Genomic DNA, 24,640 nt, shown 5'->3' with positions numbered 1-24,640 from the left:
TGTCCCGCGGCACTGAACTTGGTGAAGATCCCCGGAACCCGTCAAACTGAAGGGATGCAGACCTTCCTCCCCTTCGCCGACTTCCGTGAGAGCGCAGCCGTCTTGGACACGTCCAGGCTCGGTAAGCAACGCGTTGAAGCACTCCAAGTCCTCCGCGCGTTGGTGATCCCGGAATACGGTTGGCAGTCCCACCCCGCCATCCGCATGTGGATGGGCCACGTTCCCGCGCTGACCATGTACGGCCTGGCCATGGCTGACGAGTGGATGAAACGGGGACACCCGGACAACACCCGTGACAACATCGCGGAATTTGCTCCCCAGGCGGCGCACCCGGAGTACGCTTCCAGGATTGTGATGCCGCCGTGGCTGGGGCATGAAGACCTGCACGTCAGTCACCGGTCCAAGCTGATCAGCAAGGACCCCAAGTTTTACAGCCAGCTTTTCCCGGGCACCGAGGAGAAGCTGGAGTACGTGTGGCCGGAACCCAAGCACGAGTTCCACCCGGAAGAACCCGAGGACGACACCCTGTGGATCCTCCGCGCTCCCGTGGGGGACCTCCGCCCGGATCAGCTCACCACCGTGAGCATGCCTCCCCACGGCAAGGCCCGCGCCGCAGCTCCCGCGAATGATGACGACTACCAGTTCGTCTACGCCGAGGAAAAATCCCGCCGCCAAGTGGGTGGACCCAAGAAGCGTCCCGTCGCCCCGAAGCAGAAGAAGCCTACGCTCAAGCGCCAGGCCCAGAATCAGGCGTTCAACACCCTCCCGGGCAAGACCGAGTTGGCAGTGCCGTTCGACGACGGCAAGTCCTTCGCGGTGGGCCTCATCCACGGACGCCCCATCACCGTCGATGGCCACTTCGCCCGAAATTTTGAGGTCACCAACGTCATTGAGCGCTCCCGCTTCGATTACCCGGCACTGTTGCAGGACCCCCGGGTGTTCTTCCGGGTGCCGGCACCCGAGCTGTAACACCGGCCCATAACTCACGACGGCGGCAGCCGGGTTCCGTTATAGCGGAACCTGACTGCCGCCGTCGTCGTTGGTGTGAGACTGTGGAGGCACGCACCGACCGGGGAGGGTCATGGATTTCCAGCACATCATCGAAGCTGTTGGCCGGTACATGGACTTCGCCGGAGTCGCCGTGATGGTGGTGGGCGCCGTGGTCTCCTTACCCATGGCCCTCCGCGGCTATAGGCCCAAGCGTGCCAGCGGGCTGGAACCTTTCTCGCCGTACCGCGCCTACCGGCAGCTCCTGGGCAGGTCCATCTTGCTGGGCCTGGAACTCCTGGTAGCGGCAGACATCATCCGAACCGTCGCCGTGACTCCCACGTTTGAAAGCGTGGGAGTACTGGCGATCATCGTCCTGATCCGGACGTTCCTCAGCTTCTCCCTGGAACTCGAAATCACGGGCCGTTGGCCGTGGCAGAAGGAAAAGTCCGCGTAGGGTTCCTGCTGCCCGGGCTGCTCCCCGGGGCTGTTGCCCCGGTTGTTCCCAGTCCGGATCTGCTATTTCCCGAGTCCGGCGCGGCGCAGAGCCTCGGCCATGGCTGTGTTGGCGGGAGCGGCTGGAGCCTGTTGGGGCTTGCCCTGACGCTGCCCACCCTGCTGTGGCCGACCTTGGTTACCGCGGCGATCGCCCTGGCCGCGTTGGCCTTGCTGACCGGCTCCCTGGGGTTGCCCGCCGCGCTGGGGTTGGCCGCCGCGCTGCCCCTGCTGTCCCCCGGGACGCTGGCCATCACCCGAAGCACGCCCACCGGAAGTGCGTCCGCCCCCGGCGCCTGGTTCGTCGTCGAGCCTCAACGTCAGTGAGATGCGCTTGCGCTCGGGATCAGCCTCAAGGACTTTGACCCTGACCACCTGGCCCGATTTCACGATCTCGCGGGGATCCGAAACGAACTTGTTGGACAACGCCGAGACGTGGACCAGGCCATCCTGGTGCACTCCTACGTCCACGAACGCGCCGAACGCGGCAACGTTGGTGACTGTTCCCTCCAGGATCATGCCGGGCTTGAGATCGGAGATCTTCTCGATGCCTTCGGAGAACGAGGCTGCTTTGAAGGCCGGGCGCGGATCGCGGCCCGGCTTTTCCAGCTCGGACATGATGTCCTTCACGGTGGGCAATCCGAAAGTGCCGTCTACAAAGGCTTGTGGATCCAGCGCCGTGGCCTGTCCGCCACCTGCCGCCACCAAAATCTTGCGGGCTACCGAGTAGGCTTCCGGGTGCACACTGGAAGCATCCAGCGGCTCCGCTCCCCCGGTGATACGAAGGAATCCTGCGCACTGCTCGAACGCCTTGGCGCCCAGGCGAGGCACCTTTTTGAGGTCGGAACGCTTGGCAAACGGGCCATTCTCGTTCCGGTAAGCCACGATGTTCTCGCTCAGCAGCGGCCCGACGCCAGCCACCCGGCTGAGCAGCGCAGGCGAGGCGGTATTCACGTCCACGCCTACCGCGTTCACGCAGTCTTCCACCACGGCATCCAGCGACCGGTCCAGCTTGGCGGCCGTAACGTCGTGCTGGTACTGCCCCACGCCTATCGACTTGGGCTCGATCTTGACGAGCTCGGCCAGCGGATCCTGAAGCCGCCGGGCAATGGAAACAGCACCGCGGAGAGAAACATCCATGCCCGGGAGTTCCGAGGCTGCGAGCGCGGACGCAGAGTACACGGATGCTCCGGCCTCGGACACCACCAGCTTCTGGATGCCCTTGGAGCCGGCGTCTTCGAGGGATTTGATGAGCTCAGTGGCCAGCTTGTCCGTTTCACGCGACGCCGTTCCGTTGCCGATCGCCACGAGTTCCACGGTGTACTGCTTGGCCAACCGGGTCAGTGTGGCCAGGGCGTCGTTCCACTTGTTGGCGGGGGCGTGCGGGTAGATGGTGTCCGTGGTGACCACCTTGCCGGTGCCATCCACTACCGCCACTTTGACGCCGGTCCGCAGTCCGGGATCCAAGCCAAGTGTTGCCCTGTTGCCGGCGGGTGCAGCGAGGAGGACGTCGCGAAGGTTGGCCGCAAAGACGCGTACGGCTTCGTCCTCGGCGTCGGCAAACATGCGGCCCCTGAGGTCGGTGGTGAGACGATCAAGGATCCGGCCGCGCCAGGCAAGCTGCGCGGTCTGGGTGAGCCAGGCGTCCGCCGGCCTGCCCTGGTTGGAAACGCCGAGGCACTTGGCCACCGCATTCTCGTATTTGCCGCGGGCGGCGGCCAGGGCGTCGTCGTCCGCGGGGTCTGCTTCGGCGAGGTCCAGCTCCAGGACGCCGTCCTTCTCGCCGCGCAGCAGGGCAAGCACACGGTGTGAGGGCATGCCCGACGGAACCTGCGTGAACTCGAAGTAGTCCTTGAACTTCTGGCCTTCGGTTTCCTTGCCCTTCTTCACCCGGGACACCATGCGGCCTTGCTTCCAGAGGCGTTCACGGAGGTCCTCGGCAAGATCGGCGTCCTGCCCCACGCGCTCCACCAGAATGGCCCGCGCGCCGGCAAGTGCCCCGGCCGGATCCTCAACCGAATGTTCGGCGTTCAGGTATTTGGCAGCCTCCGCGGCAGGATCCAGCTGCGGGTTGGCCAGCAGGGTGTCTGCCAAAGGTTCCAGCCCTGCTTCGCGGGCGATCTGGGCTTTGGTGCGCCGCTTGGACTTGAACGGCAGGTAGATGTCTTCCAGCCGGGCTTTGGTATCGGCCCCGACGACGGCGGCTTCAAGTTCCGGGGTCATCTTGCCCTGGGCGGCAATCGCCTCAAGGACGGACCTGCGCCGTTCTTCGAGCTCCCGCAGGTACCTCAGCCGTTCTTCGAGGTCGCGGAGCTGGGTGTCATCAAGCGTCCCGGTGACTTCCTTGCGGTAGCGGGCGATGAAGGGAACGGTGGATCCGGCGTCGAGCAGTTCCACGGCGGCCTTCACCTGCCACGCCTTGACGCCGAGTTCCTCGGCGATCTGGGCATGGATGGCGGCATCGGCTGATTGGCTTTGGAGATTTGAAGTCACCATGACAGTTTGCCTCAACCGGCTGACAATTTACTCAGCGATGTCCTCGGACCACAGTTCCGGGTGCTGCTCCTGGAAGTTCCGCATCATCCCGACGCAGCGCGGATCGTCCAGCACCACGACCTCCACACCGCGGGATCTGAGGAGCTCAAACTCACCCGGGAAGGTTTCTGCCTCACCCACCACCACGCGCGGGATCTTGAACTGGATGATGGTCCCGGTGCACATGGCGCAAGGGGCCAAGGTGGTGTAAAGGGTGGTGTCCCTGTAGCTCTTCTGCCGTCCGGCTGCGCGCAGGGCTGACATTTCACCGTGGGCAATGGGGTCGCCGTGCTGGACGCGCTCGTTGTGCCCGCTGGCAATGACTTCGCCGTTTCTTGCCAGGGCAGCGCCGATCGGTATCCCGCCCTCGCTGAGGCTCTTCTGTGCTGCCTGGTAGGCGGCCTCGAACGCGGGGTCTGCTGCGCGTGCTGATTCGGTCATGGGTGAAGTCTAAGGGCCCGGCCTGTTTTGTCGGTGCCCGCTGATAGCTTGGCTTCAAGGGTTCAGCCATTCATGGAAGACAGGTAGGTCGCGGTGTTCTTTCTCGAAGCAGAGGCAACAGGTGCGCCGCAGGACCATGCCTCCCGGGACCTTGTGTTCTCCGCCAGTGATCTGGTCATTGCTGCCACGTGCGAGTACCAGTTGCTCCGGAAGCTCGATGAGAAATTGGGGTGGGCAGCCAAAGCTGTCTTTGCCACGGACGCGATGCTGGAGCGGACGGCAGAGTTGGGCGATGTCCACGAGCACCGTGTGTTGGCGGATTTCATCAAGGAGTTCGGCCCGTGGGACCCTGCGACGGGCCGGGGCGTGTATGACGTCACTCCTGCGGAATCGATGGAGCGCGCAACTCTGGCGGCCAAGCACGCCGAGTCCATCGAAGCCCTGGAATCCGGCGCGGATGTGGTGTTTCAGGCTGCTTTCTTTGATGGCCAGTTCCATGGCCGCTCCGACTTCCTGGTGAAACGCCCCGGAGGAATGTACGCAGTTTATGACACCAAGCTGGCCCGGCACGCCAAAGTAACGGCCCTGCTGCAGCTGGCTGCTTACGGGGATCAAATGATGAAGGCCGGCATCACCCCTGATCCCACCATCACCCTTGTCCTGGGCAACCTGATCCACAGCGACCACCCCCTCTCCCAGGTCCTGCCGGTCTTCAAGGAACGCCGAGGACGCTTCTTGGAGATGACGGCCACCCACATTGCCGGTGAGTCTCCCGTGGCGTGGGGCGATCCCCGGTATGCGGCCTGCGGTCGCTGTAATTACTGCTTGGAACAGGTCACTCTGCACCGCGACCTGCTGATGGTGGCGGGGATGCGGATCAGCCGGCGGAAGAAGCTGATGGAGGACGGCATCACCACCATCGATCAGCTGGCAGCATCCCCGGCAGAGGGTGACGCCCTGCAGCTCCGCCTCCGCGAGCAGGCACAGCTGCAGACCGGAACGGGCACTCCCGATGGCACAATCCAGTACACGGACGCCGCCGGTGAAGCCAAGGCCGTGAGCTACACAGTTCTGCCTGACAACACTTTGGGTCGCCTTCCGGCCCCGGACGCGGGAGATATCTTCTTCGACTTCGAAGGTGATCCCCTGTGGCAGGATCCTGCCACAGGGAAATGGGGGCTCGAATACCTCTTTGGTGTCATCGAGAATCCCACCGAGCCGGGTGCCGAACCCATTTTCCGGCCGTTCTGGGCCCACTCCCGCGCCCAGGAGCGGCAGGCCTTTGTGGACTTCCTGGACTATGTGGCCAAGAGGCGGGCGCAGTACCCCGGGATGCACATTTACCACTATGCCGCTTATGAGAAGACCGCTCTCAGGAACTTGTCCCTGACGCATGTGGTGGGCGAGAACGCCGTTGATGACCTCCTCCGCCAGGGTGTCCTGGTGGACCTCTACGACACCGTGCGGCACAGCATCCGGGTGTCCCAAAACTCCTACAGCATCAAGAAACTGGAACCGCTGTACATGGGCCAGCGCCTGCGCTCCGGGGACGTGACCGACGCCGGGGCTTCCGTGGTTGCCTACGCGGACTACTGCACGGCAAGGGACACGGGACAATCAGCGGTAGCCTCAGCCATCCTGGCCGGGATCCGCGACTACAACCAGTACGACTGTCTTTCCACCCTCGAACTCCGCAATTGGTTGCTGGCCCGTGCTGATGAGCGTTCCATTCCCGTGGGAGGACCCGGCGACAAGGACGCCCCGCCCGCCACCGAAACGGTGGAGGAGGACGCTGCCGGATACCAGTCGGCACCGGAGGAGTCCGCCCTGATGGACTATCTGGCAACACTGCCCGATCAAGAGCGGGAGCAATCCCCGGACGCCCGCGCCGTGGCCATCGTGGCTGCCGGTGTTGGGTACCACCGCCGCGAGGACAAGCAACATTGGTGGGGGCACTTTGACCGCTTGGAGAAGCCCTCCTCCCAGTGGGCTGATGAGCGGGACGTTTTCCTGGTCCAAAGTGCGGAAGTAGTGCAGGACTGGGCGAAACCCACGCCCAAGAGCAATCCCGCCCGCGTGGTGAGGCTCCTGGGCAAGTCGGGCGACGGGGCCGGCCTGGATTCCGGCAGGACATATTTCCGGATGTACGGCCCACCCCTGCCAGCTGCGCTGGAGGCAGGGCAGTCATCAGTCCTCGGCAGGGCCGGATGGGGCGGCACCACCGTGACTGACGTGGGCGAAGACGGGGACGTGGAAACGGTCACCATCCTGGAGCGACTTCGCAAGGACTCCACCGAATTCACACAGTTCCCCATGGCACTGACGCCTGATGCACCCATTGCCACCACCGGACAGCGTGCAGCCCTCGCTGAACTTGCGGCCAAACTCAGCGCCACGTTGCCGGCCTGGCCGCGGGACTGTTCGCTGGACCTGATCCGGCGTGAACCCCCGCAGCTGCGGAGCCTTGGCTCGCTGCCCACGGTGGGCGCTGGACCGGATCGCTACGTCAAGGCCATCACTGAAGCCGTGAAGGACCTGGACAACTCCTACCTGGCAGTTCAAGGCCCGCCGGGGAGCGGCAAAACCCATGTGGGTTCACACGTGATCGCCAGGCTGGTGGCCCAGGGATGGAAAGTGGGCGTGGTGGCCCAATCCCACGCCGTAGTGGAGAACATGCTGTGCGCTGCCGTGGAGAAGGCCGGGCTGGACCCCCGGCTCGTGGCCAAGGACGTCAAACACAACGAGCCCGTGCCCTGGGCCAACCGTGCCAAAGGTGATGTCCAGGAATTGCTATCCCGTCCCGGGGGTGCCTTGATCGGAGGAACCGCCTGGACCATGGTGGGCAAGGAAGTACCTGCCGGCTCCTTGGACCTGCTGGTCATTGATGAGGCCGGCCAGTTCTCGCTGGCCAACACCATGGCCGTGAGCCGGGCAACCAAGCGTCTCCTTCTTCTGGGAGATCCCCAGCAGTTGCCCCAAGTCACCCAAGGAACGCACCCGGAACCAGTCAACGAGTCCGCGCTCGGGTGGCTTTCCGAGGGGCATGACACTTTGCCGGAAACGCTGGGATATTTTCTGGCGTTGTCATGGCGGATGCACCCGGAGCTGTGCCAGGCAGTTTCTGCACTGTCCTACGACGACCGCCTGGAAGCCGCCCCCGTAGCGAAGGACCGCCAGCTCCACGGATCAACTCCCGGTGTCTCCTGCGTCTACGTCCAGCACACGGGAAACTCAACGTCCTCGGTGGAGGAGGCAGTTGAAGTGGTCCGCCAAGTCCAAGCACACCTCGGGCTGGGGTGGATCAACCCTTCTGAAGCAACGGGGCAGGCAGGACATGCTGAGGCAACCCAGGAACCACGTCCCTTGGAGCAGGCCGATGTGTTGGTGGTGGCGGCGTACAACGCGCAGGTGCAGCTGATCAAGCACCACCTCAGGGACGCCGGACTGGCCAAGGTCAGGGTGGGCACGGTCGATAAATTCCAGGGACAGGAAGCCCCGGTGGTCATTGTCTCCATGGCTGCCTCGGCAGCCGGAGAGGTCCCCCGGGGCATGGAGTTCCTGCTCTCCCGAAACCGCATCAACGTGGCCGTTTCGCGTGGCCAGTGGAAAGCCGTGGTGGTACGTTCCCCGGAATTGACCAACTACCTCCCAACACATCCTGAAGGCCTGGAGAATTTGGGCGGTTTCGTCGCACTGTGCCAACGCGGCGGCGAACCCACCTAGGGGAGGGCCAAGGCTTCGTCGAGCACCAGGCCAAAGTTCGCGGCGTCGTGCGCGAAGCGGCCCAGGAACAGCCCGGAAACTCCGTCCAGCTCCGGAAGGAGCCCGGGCTTCGCCGAGCCGCCGTAAATCATGGGGAGGTCCGCCAACTGATGCTGGCCAAGCATGCCGCGCAGGGCCTTGGTAACGGCTGAAACGTACCGGGCCGAAGCAGGTTGGGAAGCACCGATGGCCCACACTGGCTCGTAGGCCAGGACCAGTTGCCCGGCCAACTGCCAGTCATCGCCCACGGCCGAGGCCACCTGCCGGAAGACCAACTCCGCAGCCGCCTCAGGTTCACTGACGAGGGATTCCCCCACACAGAGGAGCGGAGTGATGCCGGTAGCCACCGCGGCCCGCACTTTCAGGGCCACCATCGCATCGTCCTCCGCGAAGTGCCTCCGTCTTTCCGCGTGGCCTATTTCCACCAGTCCAACACCGAGCTCGGCGAGCATGGACGGCGACACCTCACCTGTCCACGGCCCGTCCTCCCAACCGCAGTTTTGGGCACCCAGGAGGACACCCGATCCCTCCAGCATCCGTGCCGCTGCCGGTAATACGGGAAAGGACGGAATCACAAACGGGACCACCCGCCCGGCCGCGAGGGCCGGACGGGCGTCCACTTGGTCAATCACATCTTGCAGCCAGGCGAGGCTCCGGGAGTAGCCCATGTACATCTTGGTGCTGACGCCTACCAACACGGCGTCCTCCCCTGGGTTCATGAAGTTGTGCAATTACTTGTCCAGCAGCTCGTCGGCCTTGTTGGTGAATTTCCGTGTTCCGAACATCAACAGCGCGGCAAGGAACGGGAGGACACCCAGCGCATAGACGCCCATGGTTCCGGTGTCCGAGGCCGTCACCTGGTTGACCGTGGTGCGCAGGATCGGAGCCACAAAACCGCCCAGGTTTCCCAGGGAGTTGATGAGGCCGATGCCGGCTGCCGCAGCAGTTCCGGTGAGGAACGCCGTCGGGTATGACCAGCAGATGGGGCCGGTCGCCAGGAAACTGCACACCGCCAGGGTGATGAAGATGATTCCAATCGCCGGCATGTGGTTTGCACCTGCCCAGGCAGAACCGAAGATGCACAGGCCGGTGGAGATGAACAATGCGGTGCCCCAGCGACGCCGGCGGGCCACAGTGTTGGCAGCCTTGCCAATGAAGTAGCAGGCGAAGATACCGAAGAACCACGGAATGGCAGCCATGAGGCCAACCGCCAGGCCCACCTTCTGCCCGGTGAGCTGAGCTACCTGCTGCGGGAGGTAGAAGGTGACACCGTAGACGGCAATCTGAAGGCAGAAGTAGATGACGGTGAAGTACCAGACCTTGCCGTTGCGCATGGCCGCCAGGACGCCCTTGGGACCTGATTCCTCCTTCACGGTGTCTTCCAAAGCCATCACGTCGGAGAGTGCCTTCTTCTCTTCCTTCGTCAGGAACTTGGCGTCTTGTGGGCTGTTGATGAGGAAGAAGTAGGCAGCAACACCAGCCAGCACAGCGAGCATGCCTTCAACGAAGAACATGACCTGCCAGCCTGCCACGCCGGGAACCTGATCGCCGATGTTGATCAGCCAACCGGACAACGGCGCGCCCATCATCTGTGAGAAAGGCTGTGCCAGGTAGAAAATGGCGAACATCTTTACGCGAACCTTGTTGGGGAACCAGGCCGCCAGGAACATGATGACACCGGGGAACAATCCTGCTTCGGTGACACCCAGCAGGAACCGCAGGATGATGAAGGAGGTCTCGCCCTGCACAAACGCGAAGCACGCTGAGACGATGCCCCAGGTGATGGCGATGCGTGCCAGCCACACTTTGGCACCGAACTTGGTGAGCAGCAAATTGCTGGGGATTTCGAACAGGGCGTAGCCGATGAAGAAAATACCGGCGCCCAGCGCGTAAGCACCGGCGGTTATTCCCCGGTCGACCTCCAACGCGGCTTCTGCGAAACCAACGTTGGTGCGGTCCAGGAACGCAACCACATACAAGATGACAAGCATCGGCATGAGCCGGCGCGAGGCTTTGGATATGGCCGACTTCAAGACCGGCGTATCCAGCAACTCCTTGGTGGAATTGGCGGTTACTGACATGGAAACTCCTCTTTGAGTGACAGCAAAGTGATGGGTGCGGCGCTATCAGCGCGGGAAGAAAATGAGCACTATGCCCACGGCGCAGGCAAGAATGCCCACGGCCAGGTAGATCTTGCGTTCCCGGGTCCAGGTCTTCATGTCCGGAACCTCAGTGCATGTACAGCCCGCCATCCACATTCAGCGTCTGGCCGGATATGTAACCGGCGTCCTCGCTGATGAGGAAGGCGATGGCTGCAGCGATGTCGCGGGTGGAACCTACGCGGTTGACCACAAGATCCTTGGTGAGCTCGTCCTTGCGTTCCTGGCTCAGGGTGCCGCCCATGATGTCGGTGTCGATTGGGCCGGGCGAGATCGCATTGACGGTGATGTCGTACTCCCCCAGTTCCCTTGCCGTGGCCCGTGTCAGGCCGATGACGCCGGCCTTCGCCACGGAGTAGGGGGTCTTGGAGAACGTGCCGCCGCCGCGCTGGGCTGATACTGAGGAAATATTGACGATGCGGCCAATCCGGTTCTTGACCATGGACTCAGCCACGCGCCGGGTGGCGTAGTGGACACCGTTGAGGTTGATATTGAGGACCCGGTCCCACTCGGACGGCTCAAGCTCCAGGTAGCCGACAGGTGAGCTCACGCCTGCAACGTTGGCCAGTGCCACGATTTGCGGGAGTTCAGCTTCGAGTTCGTCAATGGCTGCACGGACATCGGATTCGCTGGCAACGTTGGCACCCACTCCGTGGGCCTGCACACCGTATTCGGCAGCAATCTCCTTGGCTGCGAGTTTGCAGGCAGCGTCATCGAGGTCAATGATGCCGATGTTCCAGCCTTGGGAGGCCAGGTAGTTGACGGTGGCACGGCCAATGCCGCGCTCGGATACTGCACCGGTAACAATCGCAGTGCGTTCTGCGGGGAAAGTCATTGAGGGTCTCCTGGAAAGTTCGTTAGTTGATGGGTGCCGGGCCGAGCTCTTCAATGAGCTTCTGCATGGCGACGTAGGCCTTGTTGCGGTAGGCGATGAGCTCCGGGGTCCGCTCTGCCGGGACGTTGAGGAAGCCCGCACCGGTCTTGGTGCCCAGCTTGCCCGCTTCCACAAGGTCGGACAGGATCTTGGGGGTCGCGAAGCGCTCCGGGAAGCCCGTCTGCAGCGACTTGTAGCAGAAGTTGTAGACGTCCAAACCGGCCATATCGGCAATCGCGAACGGACCAAAGAACGGCAAGCGGAAGCCGAAGGTCGTACGTACCAGGGTGTCGACGTCGTCCGCTGTTGCGATGCCCTGCTCCACCAGCTGCGCTGCTTCATGGAACAGCGCGTACTGAAGCCGGTTCAGGACGAACCCGGTGACATCTTTTACGACGGCGGTCTGCTTGCCTGCCGCGTGCACCAGCTCCTGCGATGCGGACACCGTAGCCGCGGAAGTGCCCGCGTGCGGGATGACCTCCACGCCCGGAATGAACGGTGACGGGTTGGAGAAGTGCACGCCCAGGAAACGCTCCGGGTGGGTGACGGCTTCGGCGAGGGCAGCAATGGAGATGGTGGAAGTGTTGGAGCCGATCAGGGCATCCGGACGGGCTGCCGCGCTGATGCGGGCCAGCGTCTGGTGCTTGATGTCCAGGACCTCCGGGACGGCTTCCTCAATGAAGTCCGCATCGGCCACCGCTTCCTCAATGTCCTTGGCTGCCCAGAGATTTTGCTTCAGGATCTCCGTGGAACCTTCAGGGAACAGGCCATCGGCAATGAATTGGTCCGATTCCACCAACAGGCGGTCAAAGTTCTTCTGCGCAATGTCGGCCGAAACATCGGCCAATGCCACGCGGGCCCCGCCCAGCGCCAGCACTTGGGCGATGCCGCCGCCCATGTAGCCGGAGCCGACGACGGCGATCTTCCGGGCTGCGTTGCCCACGGTTGCTTCAGGAACTGTCATGATCAAACTGCCTTCGTGTAGTCAGGCTCGTACGAGCAAATGGCGTCCACCTTGGCGGCGGAGGACGAGGTCTGGTCAAAGGTGTGGCCGAGCCATTCGCCCACCAATTTCTTGGCGAGCTCCAGGCCGATGACCCGCTGGCCAAGGGTGAGGACCTGAGCGTTGTTGCTGAGGACGGACCGTTCCACGGAGTAGCTGTCGTGGGCGGTGACAGCACGGATTCCAGAAACCTTGTTGGCTGCAATTGCCACACCCAGTCCAGTGCCGCAGATCAGGAGTGCCCGGTCTGCTTCGCCTTCGGCCACCTTGCGGGCGGCGTCCACGGCGACGTGCGGGTAGGCCGTGGAATCGTCAAAGCCCACGCCCACATCCGTCACTGTGGATACACGGGGATCCGCTTCCAGCAGTGCTTTCAACGCATTCTTGTATTCAACGCCGGCTTCATCGTTGCCGATGACTATCCGCCAGGCAGGTGTGGTGCTCATGCTGATGCTCCGTTCCCGGCCGGTGCCGCAGCGTGTGCGGGGGCCAGTTGTGAATCGATGAATTGTGAAACGCGTGCTGCGATCAACGCGAAGGAGACGGCACCCGGGTCGGGGTGGCCCAGGCTCTTTTCCGCCAAGGGGCGTGCCCTGCCCTTGAGCGGGCGGAGTTCCGCAGTGGCGGCGGCAGCGGACTCAGCCGCAGCGGCGGCGACGGCCAGTGCCCTGTCAAGGGGGTTGCCGCCGTCGAGCTCGCCAAGGAAGGCATCACGGAAGGGCAGGAGGGCATCCACCATGGTTTTGTCCCCCGGCTCGGCTTTGCCGAGTTCGGTGATGGCATTGGCGAATGCCTCCACGGCGGCCGCGGCGTCCTGCGCCGAGTAGCTTTCGCGGTTCCCGAGCGACTGCCCGGCGGCGATGACCGCCGAGCCCCACAATGCACCCGAGGTGCCGCCGGCCCGTTCGCTCCAGGCTTCGCCGGCTGCGGAAAGGACACCCTTGGCGGAGGATCCGTGGGCGGCATCGCCGGCTGTGGCCGCAGCGTCTACACCGCGGCGCATGCCGATGCCATGGTCGCCGTCCCCGGCGATCGCATCCAGCTTGCCGAGTTCTTCTTCGTGTTCGATCACCACGTTCCGGATTTGGCTGATGATGGCAGCGGCTTGGCGCCCCAGTTCAGCGGCAGCAGGGGTGGGTTGTTCAACCTCGGTGGTTCCGGCGTCGTGCGTCAGCACCTCGGTGCGCGGCGCCCGCGGCGACATGCTTCCCTTGCGGAACGCAGGCGTGTCCGCCGGCGCGGACCAGAAGCCCTCCAGTTCCTCGTCCAGCCAAAGCAGGGTGAGGGACAGCCCGGACATGTCCAGGCTGGTGACCAGTTCACCGCATTCGGGTTCCACCACGGTGAGCCCGGCGTCACTGAGGAGCTTCTCCACCTTGCCGAACAGCAGGAAGAGTTCGTCGTACTTGACGGTTCCCAGACCGTTGACGATTGCGACCACGCGGTCTCCGGCGTCCTCGGGCTTGTCCGCCAGGAGCTTGCTGACCAGGAGTTCGGCGAGCTCCGACGCCGTGGGCATGGCGTGCTCGGAAATCCCTGGTTCCCCGTGGATCCCCAGCCCCAGGGACATCTGCCCTTCCGGCACGTGGAAGAGGGGGTCGCTGGCGCCCGGAAGCGTGCAGCCGTCAAAGGCCACACCCAGCGAGCGCGTGCGGTAGTTGGTTTTGATGGCCAAACGTTCGACGCCGTCAAGGTCCAGGCCCGCTTCTGCAGCGGCTCCGGCGATCTTGAAAACGGTGAGGTCGCCCGCGATTCCGCGTCGTTTCTCTATTTGGTCCAAGGGGGCGCTGGCAATGTCGTCCGTGACAGTGACCGTGCGCGTTTCGATTCCCTCGGCGTTGAGGCGCAGTTGAGCCTGACCGAAGTGCAGCACATCCCCCGCGTAGTTGCCGTAGCTGAGCAGCACTCCGCCGCCGGCATTGGCTGCCTTGGCTACGCGATAAACCTGCCCTGCTGCCGGGGAAGCGAACATGTTGCCGCATGCTGATCCTGCGGCCAATCCCGGGCCCACCAGCCCGGCGAAGGCGGGGTAATGTCCCGAGCCGCCACCCACCACCAGTGCCACCTGTCCGGCGGGCATTTCAGTCGAGCGGACTACGCCACCGTCCACGCGGGCCACATACCCGCGGTTCGCGGCGACGAAGCCGTCCAGGGCGTCATCGGCGAAGTGTGCCGGGTCGTCGAAGATCCGGGTCACGCCTGCACCCCCGCAAACTCCGGGGCAGGCTGCTGGCGGCCCTGCGCAACCTGGCTCTGTCCCAGTGCATACCCCTCTGACTTGGGGAGGACGTGTCGGCGCAGGTAATCCTGGTTGGTGGCGGTGACGCTCAGGCCATCTCCACCGTAGTGCTCCACACACAGGATGCCCTGGAAGCCGACGGAGAGTGCCACCTTGAAGGCCTCGCGATAGTTGATGAGGCCGCTTTCCATGGGTGAGGGCATGGTGATGTAGCTGTCACGGGCAACATCCTCATCGCGGATGTAGTTCTTCATGTGCCAGTAGTTGGAGTACGGCAGCGTCTTGGTCACCAGTTCGCGCCAATCCTCAATGGGCCGGTGCAGGCGGATGAGGTTCCCCAGGTCCGGGTTGAGCCCCACGTTGTCCAAACCGATGTCCTGGACCAGTTGCACGGACGAGTCGCCGGTACCCAGGTAGGTGTCCTCGTACATTTCCAGTGAAAGCAGGATGCCGGCTTCCGCGGCATGCTTGCCGAGTTCGCGGATGCGGGACACTGCGTTGTTCCACGCTTCCTTGTCCCCTACCGGATCCTTGTAGCCCTCCACTGTCCAGAACCACAACTGCTTCTGTTGCTCCGGGGTGATGGCCTGGTGAAGTCCGAAGGAGACCACTTCACAACCGAGTTCAGCTGCGGCGTCAATAGTGCGGTGGCTGTATGCGAGGTTCCCGGCCCAGTTTTCCTGATGGATCACACTGCGGCGGATGGCGGAAATAACAGGAACGCCAATGCCCACCTCATCGGCGGTGTCCTTGAACTCGGCCAACCGTGCCTTGGTGAGGTCGCCGGGACGGACCCAGCTGTCCGTGAGGTCCGCGTTGGCGAAGCCCGCTTCTTTGACTTCCTGGAAGACGGAAGCCCACTGGGAGGCATCGGCGTCGTTGATGTCCTGCCCCGCGGCGTCGGTGCCGGGGAACTGCAGAAGGGCCGCGGTGATGGGCCAGTTCTTGGCGGTGTACGCCATGAAGATCACTCCTTCGTGGAATCCTGTTTCCTATAGGATTTACGAATCCGGACATGCTGTCAAGGGTTTCGGTGAACTTCCTAGATCCTATATGTCTTACATATGCATGTGAAGGGGGTCACTTGCTGGTGTGGACGGTGCCGGCTCGCGGCGCACCACATCCCGCCGAGCGTCAGTCCTCGGGAGCGTCCGCCATTGCCCGCCCGCGGACTTTCTCCACATGGGCCGTCATCATGGCGGCGGCTTTGTCCGAGTCTCCGTTGATCATGGCGTCCAGCACCGCTTGGTGTTCGGCGATGGCTTGCTCGGCGTCGGTGATCCCCACTCCCCCGAACAGCCGGAATCTCTGGATTTGCCCACCCAGGGTGTTGTAAGCGGTGAGGAGAAACTGGTTCTTCGCCTGGGCAGCAATGAGTTGATGGAATCGCTCGTCCGCTTCGAGGTAGCTGCGGTATTCGGCGAACGTTCCCCCGCGGGGCGCAGTCCGCAGGTCCTCCACGGCCTTCTTCAGTGCCTCGAGCCCATCGGGGGTCATACGCGTACAGGCCAATTTGGCGTTCACCGGCTCAATGGACAGCCGCGCCTCCATGAGCTCGGCAAAATCCTCACGGGTGAAAACCGGCGCAACCCGGTAGCCCTTCAAAGCCACTCGCCGCACCATGCCCGTGTGCTCCAACCGGGCCAGGGCTTCACGCACGGGAGTTGGGGAAACATCAAGTTCCCTGGCCATACCGTCGATGCTGACCGCGGCGCCCGGCTCCAGCCGGCCATCCATCAGCCATTCCAACAATGCCTCGTAGACGTGATCGGCCAGCACTTGCCGACTCACGGGAAAGCCGGCACGGGCGGCGGACGAGGAAGAGGCAGGCATGCCCAAATCCTATAGGAAGCCCGGCTGCCGTCACCGAAAGCGGGCGCGTCACATTTTTCCCTCAGCCACACAGAACTTAAACCGGCGACGCCGGCACCCGAGGTGGGTGCCGGCGTCGAGGTCTTGCTGGGGTGCTGCGTTTTTAGTTCGAGTAGAACGGGTAGTCCGTGTAGCCCTCAGCGCCATCGGCGTAGAAGGTGGAGGCGTCCGGCTCGTTGAGGGGCAAGCTTTCGCGCCAACGGCGGGCGAGGTCCGGGTTGGCAATGGCGGGCCGGCCAACGACGACGGCATCGGCGAGGCCGTCCTCGATGATGGCAAAAGCTTCGTCACGGGTGGTGATCTGGCTGAAGCCGGTGTTCACGAGGAAGATGCCGTTGAAACGCTCGCGAAGGTCCTGAACCAGGGCGCTCTTGGGATCGTGGTGCAGGACGCTCAGATAGGCGAGGTTGAGCGGGGCAATGGTGTCCACCAGAACCTGGTACGTGGCGCGGACATCAGCTGCGTCCACCTCCGAGATCCCCTGGACGTTGTGCTCGGGGGAAATACGGATGCCAACGCGGTTGGCTCCAAGTGCCTCCACAACGGCCTGGACGGTCTCGATCACGAAGCGTGCCCGGTTCTCGGGGGAACCACCGTAGCTGTCCGTGCGGACGTTGGAGTTGGGAGCAAGGAACTCGTGCAGAAGGTAGCCATTGGCGGAGTGCAGCTCAACGCCGTCAAAACCGGCCTCAATGGCATTCTTCGATGCAGTGACGATTTCCTGGATGACGCTGGGCAGCTCATCAGTGCGGAGTTCACGGGGAACCGGGAACGGCTTCTTGCCCAGGGGTGTGCGGACGTCGCCCTCAATCGCCACAGCACTGGGGCCAACGATTTCCACACCGTTGGTGATATCCGGGTGTGACACCCGTCCACCGTGCATTACCTGTGCGAAGATCCGGCCGCCATCGGCGTGGACTGCTTCAGTGACCTGCTTCCAGCCGGCAACCTGCTCCTCGGTCACCAAGCCCGGCTGACCTGCATAGGACTGCCCGGCCGGCGTCGGGTAGGTGCCCTCACTGACGATCAGGCCCAAGGAAGCCCGCTGGCGGTAGTGCTCGGCGATAAGAGCTCCGGGCACACCTTTATCTCCGGCACGGAGACGCGTCAGGGGCGCCATCACCAATCGGTTGGAAAGTTCGAGCTCGCCGAGGGCCAGGGGAGAAAACAGCATGCGCAGTTCCTTTCAGAATGATGTGCGATCACTCTGGGCAACTGCGCCGCGTCTGCAACTATTCCTGATGAGTCGCAGATCACAGCACAAGACTGGCAGACGCAGCGGTCCACGATCGTGCTCGCGGACCGCGCGCCGCCTGCTATTCCGGTGTAACGTGCTTTTGCGCGTCGATGAAGCACTCGCAGAGGGCCAGCACAGCTACCAAGTGGGCTTCCTCGGCGTGCGGCGGATCTGTGTTGATGCAGATCGCCTCATTCACCGAATCCGCCAGGTCCTTGGATTCCCTGCCTGTCAGCGCCCACACCCGCGCGCCGCCCTTCTTGGCCGCAGCGGCAGCGTTCCGCAGATCGTCGGTGATTCCTTTTGCTGCCAGGAGCACCACGATGTCGCCGCTGCGCACTTGAGCTTGCAGCTGGGCGGCGACGGTCTGCTCCGAGCCGGTTGCACCCTTGGGAATGTAAATGGCTTTGAATCCGGAGCCATCAACGGGATCGTGGGCTGCGAGTTCGGACGTGAACCGTTGCGCTTCATGGGATGAGCCATCGCTGCCGGCGGCAAAAACGGTCCCCCCGCGCAGCCGGACCCTGGCCAACTCCTCTCCCCACTCCGCCAGGCGCGAAGACTCCCGACGCAAGGATGCGACGGCGGGACCAATCTCTCCGAGGTGGCCAAGCACCACATCTACGGCATGCCGGCTGGCTGCGGGCCCATCACTGCGCACAGCCTGGCCTGCCCTTCTTTCCACGAGGCTCATGCGCGGTCCTGCGTGCCGTCGGCCGTGCGCTCACCACGATCACTGCGGTCCCGGGTCAATCGTTCGCCCTCGGCAACGTGGCCATCGCCAGCGGCATTGGAACCCGAGTGGCGCGGCACCGGGGAAGCATCGCTGTCGGCATGGGGAGCGTCGGCATGGGGAGCGTCGGCACGGGTAGCGTCGGCATGGCCGTTCTTTCCCGCATTTGGATCCAACTTGTCGGCATGGCGGAGGTGCTCCTCCACGCGGTTGTGGGCCTCGTCGGCCTTGGATGCGTGGCGCTCCGCCTCCTTGCGGAGCCGGTTTGCTTCAACCTCGGCCTGCAGCGCATCTGCTTCAGCCTGTGCAGATTCGGCCTTCGCCTGATGCGCGCCAATAGCCTCCTCCGCCGCTTTCTCCCTGAGAACTTCCGCGCGCTGGCGGTTTGCCTCGGCCTTCTTGCGGCGTCCCACCGTCAAGGCGATCACTACTACGGCAATCACCACCACGGCGATGACGATGATGAGCACCAGTTGTCCTGTATCCATTGCGGATTACCTCCCTGTTGGGCGGCTTGCAGGGGCGCCGCCCGTTGCCCACACTCTGTTCTGTGCCATCTTCACGTTTAACCGGACCTTGTCCGTCCTCAGGCCGGAAGTTCCACCCGGAAACCGCAACGGCATTTGAGAACACGGGTATTCAGATAGACGTCCAGCAACTGGTCATCCGGATCTTCTGTGGAAATTGGGTCGTAGACGCTCCGCCCAGACGTCGTAGCCAGCTGCATGAGCTCACCGCAGTGCAGGTATTGTCCACCAAACTGCAGCAGGGTCGAGGTGGTTCCGTCGCGGTTAAGGACAGCGGCCACATCATGGAAGGCGGCGGTATGGGCGTCGGATGCCTCGCAGGCCAAGCACGTATAGGAAACAGCCACCATCAGTTCACCGGGATGGGGTTCGATCGACTCAATGGTTTCCAAGTTCAGATGATCTTTGGACCCGCAGTGAGGACAAAGGACGGCACGCGCCTGAGGGCGCGGCGTCGACTCCGGAACCAACGGATTGTGGATGGTGGTCACTCTGTGTTCTCCTCGGTCAACGCTGTCCGACAACTCTCCCCTACCGCGATCATAGCCAACAATCAGGATGCTTACTAGTTACTGCTTTCCAGCCTTGTATTGGCCAGTCGTCTCTGATTCGCTGGAGGGGTCTCCTGCAGCGCGGGACAACGGCAAGACAGCAGGGAGCACCAATCGTGAAAGCAGTGACTTGGCAAGGAAGGCGCTCGTTGAGCGTCATCGACGTTCCGGATCCCACCATCCAGGACCCCACGGATGCGATCATCCGCATTACGTCCTCGGCGATTTGCGGCTCGGACCTGCATCTTTACGAGGTCCTGGGGCCCTATATGCACAAAAGCGATGTGATCGGCCATGAGCCGATGGGCATCGTTGAAGAAGTTGGCTCGGCAGTCCACCGGCTCAAGAAAGGCGACCGCGTGGTGGTTCCTTTCAACATCTCCTGCGGCCGATGCTTCATGTGCAACCAGGGGCTCCAATCGCAGTGCGAAACCACCCAGGTGACCGCCAAGAACTCCGGGGCCGCCCTCTTCGGGTACTCGGAGCTCTACGGTTCGGTTCCAGGCGGCCAAGCACAGTATCTGCGGGTTCCGTTCGCGGATTACGGCCCTGTGAAGGTCGACGGCGATGCACCGGACGAGCGCTACCTCTTCCTCTCCGACATTCTCCCCACTGCGTGGCAAGCGGTGGAGTACGCCGCCACTCCCGCCGGCGGAACGCTTGTGGTGCTGGGCCTGGGCCCGGTTGGGCAGTTCGCCAGCAGAATCGGCGTCCACAAGGGATTGAGGGTCATCGGGGTGGACCCCGTCCCGGAGCGACGTGCCATGGCCGCGGCTCACGGCGTGGAAACCATGGACTTCGGCCCGGACGTCGCGGAGCAGATTCGCAAGCAGACCTTGGGCCGCGGCGCTGATTCCGTGGTGGATGCTGTGGGCATGGAGGCGCACGGGTCTCCGGTTGCCTCGTTCCTACACAAGGCGGTGTCGCTGCTTCCGGACAAGCCCGCCCAAGTTGCCATGGATACCATGAGCGTGGACCGGCTCGCCGCCCTGCATACGGCAATCGACGCCGTGCGGCGAGGCGGCACCATTTCACTGAGCGGCGTTTACGGCGGCAAGGCCGATCCCCTGCCGCTGATGACTATGTTCGACAAGCAGATCCAGCTCCGGATGGGCCAATGCAACGTGCGGAACTGGACGGACCGGCTGCTGCCGCTGGTGGAGGACGACGCCGATCCGCTGGGAGTCATGCACCTGGTCACCCACACCGGATCACTGGACGAAGCCCCGGAGCTTTACGAGAAATTCCAAAAGAAGGAAGATGGCTGCATCAAGGTTGTTCTCAAGCCCTGAGGATTCACAGGAACCTTTCAGAATTGCTAGATAGTCTAGCGAATGTCAGCGTTGGATTACATCGAAGGAGGGCCCCATGGGACTCGGAGACAAGATCAGCAACAAGGCCCAGGAAGTCACCGGCAAGGCTAAGGAAGCCCTCGGCGACGCCACCAATAACGAGAAGCTTCAGGCCGAGGGAGCAGCCGATCAGGCTGCCGCCAAGTCCAAGCAGGCAGGCGAAAACGTCAAGGACGCCGCTAAGGACGTCTTCGACAAGTAGGCCCTTGCCTCAATAGATTTACACACAGCGCAACGCCCGGCTTCCCCTGTGGGAGGCCGGGCGTTCGCGTATCCCCGCAACGGCTACTTCTGGGCCGGGAGCACCAGCGTGCCTGTCTTGTCCGTCGACAACGCGAGGGAGGAGATGTACTGGGGTTCGCCGTCGGGCCCGTCCTGACCGGAGCGGAGCATGTCCGGACGTTCGAACTCGATGCCGGTCACGTGGCACATCAACTTCGCATCAGTGGGGTTGCCGTCGGCGTCGAACATCGGAAGGTCAATGCCGTCGTCGGTGCGCCGCAGGTAGTAGCGCCCCTTGGTGGCCAAAGCCAGGACCGGAGGAAGGACCAAAGCCAGGCCTACCGCGAAGATGGGAGAGAAAGGCTGTACCGCGGAACCGAAGGCGCCAAAGAAGACGGCGATGGAGACCCCAGCCGACACCAGCATGGACACGAACCCCACGGGATTGACGGCGTACAGCATGCCGCGGCGGAACTCCGGAACCTTGGGCGAGATCTTCAGCAGGTACTTGTTGATGGCAATGTCCGATGCCACCGTGACCACCCAGGCCATGGCGCAGTTGGCGTAGAAGCCAAGAATGGTGTTGAGGAACTCAAACATGTTGGACTCCATGAGCACCAGCGCAATCACCAGGTTCACCACCACAAACACCATCCGGCCCGGGTACGTCTTGGTGATGCGGGTGAACGAGTTGGTCCACGCAAGGGAGCCGGAGTACGCATTGGTGACGTTGATCTTGATCTGCGAAATGACCACCAGGACCACCGCGAGGGTCATGGCCAGCCAGGCGGGCATCATCTCTTCGTAGACCCCCAGGAACTGGTGCACGGGTTCATTGGCGTGCACCGCAGCCGCAGGATCCAGCTTGGCGATCAGGTAAATGGCAATGAACAGGCCGATGATCTGCTTGATGGCACCGAAGATGACCCAGCCCGGTCCGGCCAGGATCACGGCACGCCACCACGCACCCTTGTTCTCGGCGGTCTTGGGAGGCATGAAGCGCAGGTAGTCGATCTGCTCAGCAATCTGCGCCATCAGGGAAAGGCAAACACCTGCAGCCAACATGACCGAGGCCAGGTTGGGTCCGCCCTGCCCGGAAGCACCCGTGAAAGCGAAGAACGCATCAATGCTTTCCGGGTGGGACAGCAGCAGGTAGCCCACGGGCACCACCATGAGCAGCAGCCACAGCGGGGTGGTCCACACCTGCAAGGTGGCCAGCGTCTTCATCCCGTAGATGACCAGGGGAATGATGATGATGGTGGACACGGCGTAACCGATCCACTGCGGTACCCCCAGGCCCAATTGGAGTCCTTGCGCCATGATGGAGCCCTCAAGGGCAAAGAAGATAAACGTGAACGTGGCGAAAATAATGTTGGTGACCACTGAGCCGTAGTAGCCGAACCCCGAGCCGCGGGTGATCAGGTCAAGGTCAATGTTGTAGCGGGCAGCGTAGTAGGCCAGCGGAAAACCGGTGGAGAAGATGATCACCGCTGCCACAATGATGCCGATGATCGCGTTGACCGTGCCGTAGGCGATGCCGATGTTGGCGCCGATGGAGAAGTCAGCCAGATACGCAATGCCGCCCAAAGCACTGGTGGCCACCACGCCGGCGCTCCACTTCCGGTAGGACCGCGGCGCAAAGCGGAGGGTGTAATCCTCCAGGCTTTCCTTCGCGGCGCTCATCGCGTCACTGTTGACTCCCGGCGGCGCGCCGTCGGTTCCATTCACGACGGCGGCGCCTCCCGGCGTCGTCGGTTCCAGCGTGGCGGTGCTCATCTTCTCAGGGCTCATGGGTGTTCACTTTCGTCCGTGGTCCGTGCCTCGCCACTGACGCTAGCCACGCACCGCGTCGGTCCCGTCACGCGCATGTTTCACCGTTGTAACTTCTGAATCAGCCGCCCCGCACGGCCAGCACCAAAATCAGGATCCATGGTTTGTACGCACCCCACAAAACCGCCCCCCACCTGCACCTATACCGTCTAGGCATGAGCACCCACCCGCCCAACCAGACTCCCGCCTACGCCATCCTGGACACCGCCCGGGAGCAGGTCCTGCGACGAGGCGAGGGCCTGAGCGAGGCACAACTCATCGAGGTCCTTGAACTCCCCGACGACGCCATCCCCGCAGCGCTGCAATTGGCCCATGAGGTCCGCCTTGAGCACTGCGGCGAGGACGTTGAGGTGGAAGGAATCATCTCCATCAAGACCGGAGGCTGCCCCGAAGACTGCCATTTCTGCAGCCAGTCGGGCCTGTTCGACTCCCCCGTTCGCGGTGTTTGGCTGGACATTCCTGCACTCGTCAAAGCGGCGAAGGAAACCGCTGCCACCGGGGCCACGGAGTTTTGCATTGTCGCAGCTGTGCGCGGCCCCGACATCAAGCTCATGAACCAGATCAAGTTCGCGATTGACCGCATCAACGAAGAAGTGGACATCAACATCGCCTGTTCGCTCGGCATGCTCACGCAGCGCCAAGTGGGCCAGCTGGCCGCTTGGGGCGTCCATCGGTACAACCATAATCTGGAGACGGCGCGCAGCTACTTCCCCGAGGTGGTCACTACCCACAGCTACGAAGAACGCCTGGAAACCTGCGCCATGGTCAAGGCCGCCGGCATGGAACTGTGCTGCGGCGCCCTGATCGGCATGGGTGAATCGTTGGCGCAACGCGCAGAGTTGGCCGTCCAACTCGCCGCCCTGGAACCACATGAGGTCCCGCTGAACTTCCTCAACCCCCGCCCCGGCACGCCCTTGGAAAACCAAGGCATCATGGACGGCAAGGATGCCCTCCGCGCCATCGCGGCATTCCGCTTGGCCATGCCACGCACCGTGCTCCGTTATGCCGGCGGCCGTGAACTTACGCTCGGGGATCTCGGCACCCGCGAAGGCTTGCTCGGGGGCATCAACGCTGTGATTGTGGGCAACTACCTCACCACCCTGGGCCGGCCCGCCAACGCTGACGTCAACCTCTTGGTGGAGCTGAACATGCCCATCAAGGAGCTCCAGAAAGCCCTGTGAGCCTCGTGGCACCTTCCACATACTGTGGGCACTGCGGCGGACGCCGCACTCTGGGCACTGACGGTGAGGGCCCGACGTCGGACACCCACCACAGCTGCCAGCAGCACCTGGCGATGGAGCCGCCGCGCTTTTGCCCCCAGTGCCGCCGACGCATGAAAGTGCAGGTCACGCCTTTGGGCTGGACCGCGGAGTGTTCACGCCACGGAGTGATGGGTGCCTGTGCAGAATCCACCCCTGCAAGCGCAGCATCCAGGTGCTGACGGTGTGGGAATGCGAGCTCAAAAACCGCTCGCTGCTTGAGGAACGTCTGGTGGACTTCCTTGACGGAACTGATGACTACGGCTTGGAGGGCGCGGACGACACCGTGTGATCCGTTCCGGAGCTGTGAGTTCCCTGCTCCCAGAGTGCGAAGGCCGCCGTCCCGCCGATTCCCAGCAGAACGGTCATGCAGAACACGATCAAAACCATGAGCCAGGGCGACGTACGGGCTTGGCTGTCCATGCAGTTCCTCCTCCTTCAACAGGGCCTGTAAGCCCCGGAACCGGGAACTTTTTGCTTGGTCCCCTTACTTTCCCGGGTGGCGATCAAGACTCCCTCTGAGTCCGCTCAAGATTGGCTCAATCTTTGGCTTTATGGCGCC

The 24,640-nt window shown here is 63.1% G+C and carries 23 protein-coding genes; 7 read left to right on the top strand and 16 right to left on the bottom strand.

Going from position 1 to position 24,640, the window contains the following annotated elements:
- Positions 1 to 54 precede the first annotated feature (54 nt).
- Positions 55 to 969 (top strand): MSMEG_6728 family protein, encoded by a 915-nt coding sequence (locus JOE60_RS04945; protein ID WP_167264536.1) that lies wholly within the window; start codon positions 55 to 57, stop codon positions 967 to 969.
- A gap of 112 nt (positions 970 to 1,081) precedes the next feature.
- On the top strand, positions 1,082 to 1,444 hold the full coding sequence (locus JOE60_RS04940) for a DUF1622 domain-containing protein (protein WP_167264535.1): 363 nt from the start codon (positions 1,082 to 1,084) through the stop codon (positions 1,442 to 1,444).
- Between the two features lie 62 nt (positions 1,445 to 1,506).
- Here the strand turns inward: JOE60_RS04940 and JOE60_RS04935 are convergent, their stop codons facing one another.
- Both JOE60_RS04935 and JOE60_RS04930 read right to left on the bottom strand, forming a co-directional pair.
- Positions 1,507 to 3,978: a Tex family protein gene (locus JOE60_RS04935; protein WP_167264534.1), complete on the bottom strand. Its 2,472-nt coding sequence runs from the start codon at positions 3,976 to 3,978 to the stop codon at positions 1,507 to 1,509.
- A gap of 27 nt (positions 3,979 to 4,005) precedes the next feature.
- Positions 4,006 to 4,458 (bottom strand): nucleoside deaminase, encoded by a 453-nt coding sequence (locus JOE60_RS04930; RefSeq protein ID WP_167264533.1) that lies wholly within the window; start codon positions 4,456 to 4,458, stop codon positions 4,006 to 4,008.
- A gap of 93 nt (positions 4,459 to 4,551) precedes the next feature.
- Here JOE60_RS04930 and JOE60_RS04925 point away from each other — a divergent pair, with 93 nt between their 5' ends.
- Positions 4,552 to 8,181 carry a TM0106 family RecB-like putative nuclease gene (locus JOE60_RS04925; protein WP_167264532.1) on the top strand — a complete coding sequence of 1,210 codons (3,630 nt, stop codon included), beginning with the start codon at positions 4,552 to 4,554 and terminating at the stop codon, positions 8,179 to 8,181.
- Here JOE60_RS04925 and JOE60_RS04920 read toward each other — a convergent pair.
- The 12 genes from JOE60_RS04920 to JOE60_RS04865 all read right to left on the bottom strand — a co-directional run bounded on the left by JOE60_RS04920 (position 8,178) and on the right by JOE60_RS04865 (position 19,256).
- Complete coding sequence (locus JOE60_RS04920) at positions 8,178 to 8,939, bottom strand: triose-phosphate isomerase family protein (RefSeq protein ID WP_167264531.1); 762 nt, start codon at positions 8,937 to 8,939, stop codon at positions 8,178 to 8,180. The genes JOE60_RS04925 and JOE60_RS04920 overlap by 4 nt on opposite strands.
- Positions 8,940 to 8,951: 12 nt before the next feature.
- The gene (locus tag JOE60_RS04915; protein ID WP_167264530.1) at positions 8,952 to 10,301 is read right to left on the bottom strand and encodes an MFS transporter; all 1,350 of its coding nucleotides are present in this window, start codon (positions 10,299 to 10,301) and stop codon (positions 8,952 to 8,954) included.
- A 148-nt stretch (positions 10,302 to 10,449) separates the two neighbouring features.
- Positions 10,450 to 11,214 carry an SDR family NAD(P)-dependent oxidoreductase gene (locus JOE60_RS04910; RefSeq protein ID WP_167264529.1) on the bottom strand — a complete coding sequence of 255 codons (765 nt, stop codon included), beginning with the start codon at positions 11,212 to 11,214 and terminating at the stop codon, positions 10,450 to 10,452.
- 22 nt (positions 11,215 to 11,236) lie between these two features.
- Entirely contained in the window at positions 11,237 to 12,217 is a 981-nt protein-coding gene (locus JOE60_RS04905) for a 3-hydroxyacyl-CoA dehydrogenase family protein (RefSeq protein WP_167264528.1), read from the bottom strand.
- Positions 12,218 to 12,219: 2 nt separating this feature from the next.
- Positions 12,220 to 12,702 carry a ribose-5-phosphate isomerase gene (locus tag JOE60_RS04900; protein WP_167264527.1) on the bottom strand — a complete coding sequence of 161 codons (483 nt, stop codon included), beginning with the start codon at positions 12,700 to 12,702 and terminating at the stop codon, positions 12,220 to 12,222.
- Positions 12,699 to 14,453: a dihydroxyacetone kinase subunit DhaL gene (gene dhaL, locus JOE60_RS04895; RefSeq protein WP_167264526.1), complete on the bottom strand. Its 1,755-nt coding sequence runs from the start codon at positions 14,451 to 14,453 to the stop codon at positions 12,699 to 12,701. The genes JOE60_RS04900 and dhaL overlap by 4 nt, the downstream gene beginning before the upstream one ends.
- Complete coding sequence (locus JOE60_RS04890) at positions 14,450 to 15,457, bottom strand: sugar phosphate isomerase/epimerase family protein (protein ID WP_167264525.1); 1,008 nt, start codon at positions 15,455 to 15,457, stop codon at positions 14,450 to 14,452. The genes dhaL and JOE60_RS04890 overlap by 4 nt, the downstream gene beginning before the upstream one ends.
- 172 nt (positions 15,458 to 15,629) lie before the next feature.
- Entirely contained in the window at positions 15,630 to 16,328 is a 699-nt protein-coding gene (locus JOE60_RS04885) for a GntR family transcriptional regulator (protein WP_167264524.1), read from the bottom strand.
- A gap of 142 nt (positions 16,329 to 16,470) precedes the next feature.
- A complete protein-coding gene (locus JOE60_RS04880; RefSeq protein ID WP_167264523.1) occupies positions 16,471 to 17,541 on the bottom strand; it encodes an alkene reductase in 1,071 nt (356 codons plus the stop codon).
- 142 nt (positions 17,542 to 17,683) lie between these two features.
- Positions 17,684 to 18,298: an SIS domain-containing protein gene (locus JOE60_RS04875; protein ID WP_167264522.1), complete on the bottom strand. Its 615-nt coding sequence runs from the start codon at positions 18,296 to 18,298 to the stop codon at positions 17,684 to 17,686.
- Positions 18,295 to 18,825 (bottom strand): hypothetical protein, encoded by a 531-nt coding sequence (locus tag JOE60_RS04870; RefSeq protein WP_167264521.1) that lies wholly within the window; start codon positions 18,823 to 18,825, stop codon positions 18,295 to 18,297. The genes JOE60_RS04875 and JOE60_RS04870 overlap by 4 nt, the downstream gene beginning before the upstream one ends.
- Before the next feature lie 98 nt (positions 18,826 to 18,923).
- Entirely contained in the window at positions 18,924 to 19,256 is a 333-nt protein-coding gene (locus JOE60_RS04865; RefSeq protein ID WP_239528818.1) for a hypothetical protein, read from the bottom strand.
- A gap of 275 nt (positions 19,257 to 19,531) precedes the next feature.
- Here JOE60_RS04865 and JOE60_RS04860 point away from each other — a divergent pair, with 275 nt between their 5' ends.
- Positions 19,532 to 20,707 (top strand): alcohol dehydrogenase catalytic domain-containing protein, encoded by a 1,176-nt coding sequence (locus JOE60_RS04860; protein WP_167264519.1) that lies wholly within the window; start codon positions 19,532 to 19,534, stop codon positions 20,705 to 20,707.
- A gap of 76 nt (positions 20,708 to 20,783) precedes the next feature.
- Positions 20,784 to 20,969 (top strand): CsbD family protein, encoded by a 186-nt coding sequence (locus JOE60_RS04855; protein ID WP_167264518.1) that lies wholly within the window; start codon positions 20,784 to 20,786, stop codon positions 20,967 to 20,969.
- Positions 20,970 to 21,052: 83 nt separating this feature from the next.
- Here JOE60_RS04855 and JOE60_RS04850 read toward each other — a convergent pair whose 3' ends face one another.
- On the bottom strand, positions 21,053 to 22,780 hold the full coding sequence (locus JOE60_RS04850) for a purine-cytosine permease family protein (RefSeq protein WP_167264517.1): 1,728 nt from the start codon (positions 22,778 to 22,780) through the stop codon (positions 21,053 to 21,055).
- A gap of 194 nt (positions 22,781 to 22,974) precedes the next feature.
- Between JOE60_RS04850 and bioB the strand changes: the two genes are divergently transcribed.
- Both bioB and bsaP read left to right on the top strand, forming a co-directional pair.
- Positions 22,975 to 24,000: a biotin synthase BioB gene (gene bioB / locus JOE60_RS04845; RefSeq protein WP_167264516.1), complete on the top strand. Its 1,026-nt coding sequence runs from the start codon at positions 22,975 to 22,977 to the stop codon at positions 23,998 to 24,000.
- Positions 23,997 to 24,260, top strand: a complete 264-nt coding sequence (gene bsaP, locus JOE60_RS18600) for a biotin synthase auxiliary protein BsaP (RefSeq protein ID WP_476739288.1) — start codon at positions 23,997 to 23,999, stop codon at positions 24,258 to 24,260. Before bioB ends, bsaP begins: the two co-directional genes overlap by 4 nt.
- 76 nt (positions 24,261 to 24,336) lie before the next feature.
- Here bsaP and JOE60_RS04840 read toward each other — a convergent pair whose 3' ends face one another.
- Positions 24,337 to 24,501, bottom strand: coding sequence for a hypothetical protein (locus tag JOE60_RS04840; RefSeq protein WP_167264231.1), 165 nt, complete (start codon positions 24,499 to 24,501; stop codon positions 24,337 to 24,339).
- Positions 24,502 to 24,640 lie beyond the last annotated feature (139 nt).

The organism is Paenarthrobacter ilicis (assembly GCF_016907545.1).
Classification (GTDB): Bacteria; Actinomycetota; Actinomycetes; order Actinomycetales; family Micrococcaceae; genus Arthrobacter; species Arthrobacter ilicis.
This window is presented reverse-complemented; position numbering and strand designations above follow the sequence as displayed.

What these genes read in the sequence shown, in the direction of transcription:
- JOE60_RS04945 (WP_167264536.1), top strand. Translation starts at nt 55, where the DNA reads ATGCAGACCTTCCTCCCCTTCGCCGACTTCCGTGAGAGCGCAGCCGTC.
- JOE60_RS04940 (WP_167264535.1), top strand. Translation starts at nt 1,082, where the DNA reads ATGGATTTCCAGCACATCATCGAAGCTGTTGGCCGGTACATGGACTTC.
- JOE60_RS04935 (WP_167264534.1), bottom strand. Translation starts at nt 3,978, where the DNA reads ATGGTGACTTCAAATCTCCAAAGCCAATCAGCCGATGCCGCCATCCAT.
- JOE60_RS04930 (WP_167264533.1), bottom strand. Translation starts at nt 4,458, where the DNA reads ATGACCGAATCAGCACGCGCAGCAGACCCCGCGTTCGAGGCCGCCTAC.
- JOE60_RS04920 (WP_167264531.1), bottom strand. Translation starts at nt 8,939, where the DNA reads ATGAACCCAGGGGAGGACGCCGTGTTGGTAGGCGTCAGCACCAAGATG.
- JOE60_RS04915 (WP_167264530.1), bottom strand. Translation starts at nt 10,301, where the DNA reads ATGTCAGTAACCGCCAATTCCACCAAGGAGTTGCTGGATACGCCGGTC.
- JOE60_RS04910 (WP_167264529.1), bottom strand. Translation starts at nt 11,214, where the DNA reads ATGACTTTCCCCGCAGAACGCACTGCGATTGTTACCGGTGCAGTATCC.
- JOE60_RS04905 (WP_167264528.1), bottom strand. Translation starts at nt 12,217, where the DNA reads ATGACAGTTCCTGAAGCAACCGTGGGCAACGCAGCCCGGAAGATCGCC.
- JOE60_RS04900 (WP_167264527.1), bottom strand. Translation starts at nt 12,702, where the DNA reads ATGAGCACCACACCTGCCTGGCGGATAGTCATCGGCAACGATGAAGCC.
- JOE60_RS04890 (WP_167264525.1), bottom strand. Translation starts at nt 15,457, where the DNA reads ATGGCGTACACCGCCAAGAACTGGCCCATCACCGCGGCCCTTCTGCAG.
- JOE60_RS04885 (WP_167264524.1), bottom strand. Translation starts at nt 16,328, where the DNA reads ATGCCTGCCTCTTCCTCGTCCGCCGCCCGTGCCGGCTTTCCCGTGAGT.
- JOE60_RS04880 (WP_167264523.1), bottom strand. Translation starts at nt 17,541, where the DNA reads ATGCTGTTTTCTCCCCTGGCCCTCGGCGAGCTCGAACTTTCCAACCGA.
- JOE60_RS04875 (WP_167264522.1), bottom strand. Translation starts at nt 18,298, where the DNA reads ATGAGCCTCGTGGAAAGAAGGGCAGGCCAGGCTGTGCGCAGTGATGGG.
- JOE60_RS04870 (WP_167264521.1), bottom strand. Translation starts at nt 18,825, where the DNA reads ATGGATACAGGACAACTGGTGCTCATCATCGTCATCGCCGTGGTGGTG.
- JOE60_RS04855 (WP_167264518.1), top strand. Translation starts at nt 20,784, where the DNA reads ATGGGACTCGGAGACAAGATCAGCAACAAGGCCCAGGAAGTCACCGGC.
- JOE60_RS04850 (WP_167264517.1), bottom strand. Translation starts at nt 22,780, where the DNA reads ATGAGCCCTGAGAAGATGAGCACCGCCACGCTGGAACCGACGACGCCG.
- bioB (WP_167264516.1), top strand. Translation starts at nt 22,975, where the DNA reads ATGAGCACCCACCCGCCCAACCAGACTCCCGCCTACGCCATCCTGGAC.
- JOE60_RS04840 (WP_167264231.1), bottom strand. Translation starts at nt 24,501, where the DNA reads ATGGACAGCCAAGCCCGTACGTCGCCCTGGCTCATGGTTTTGATCGTG.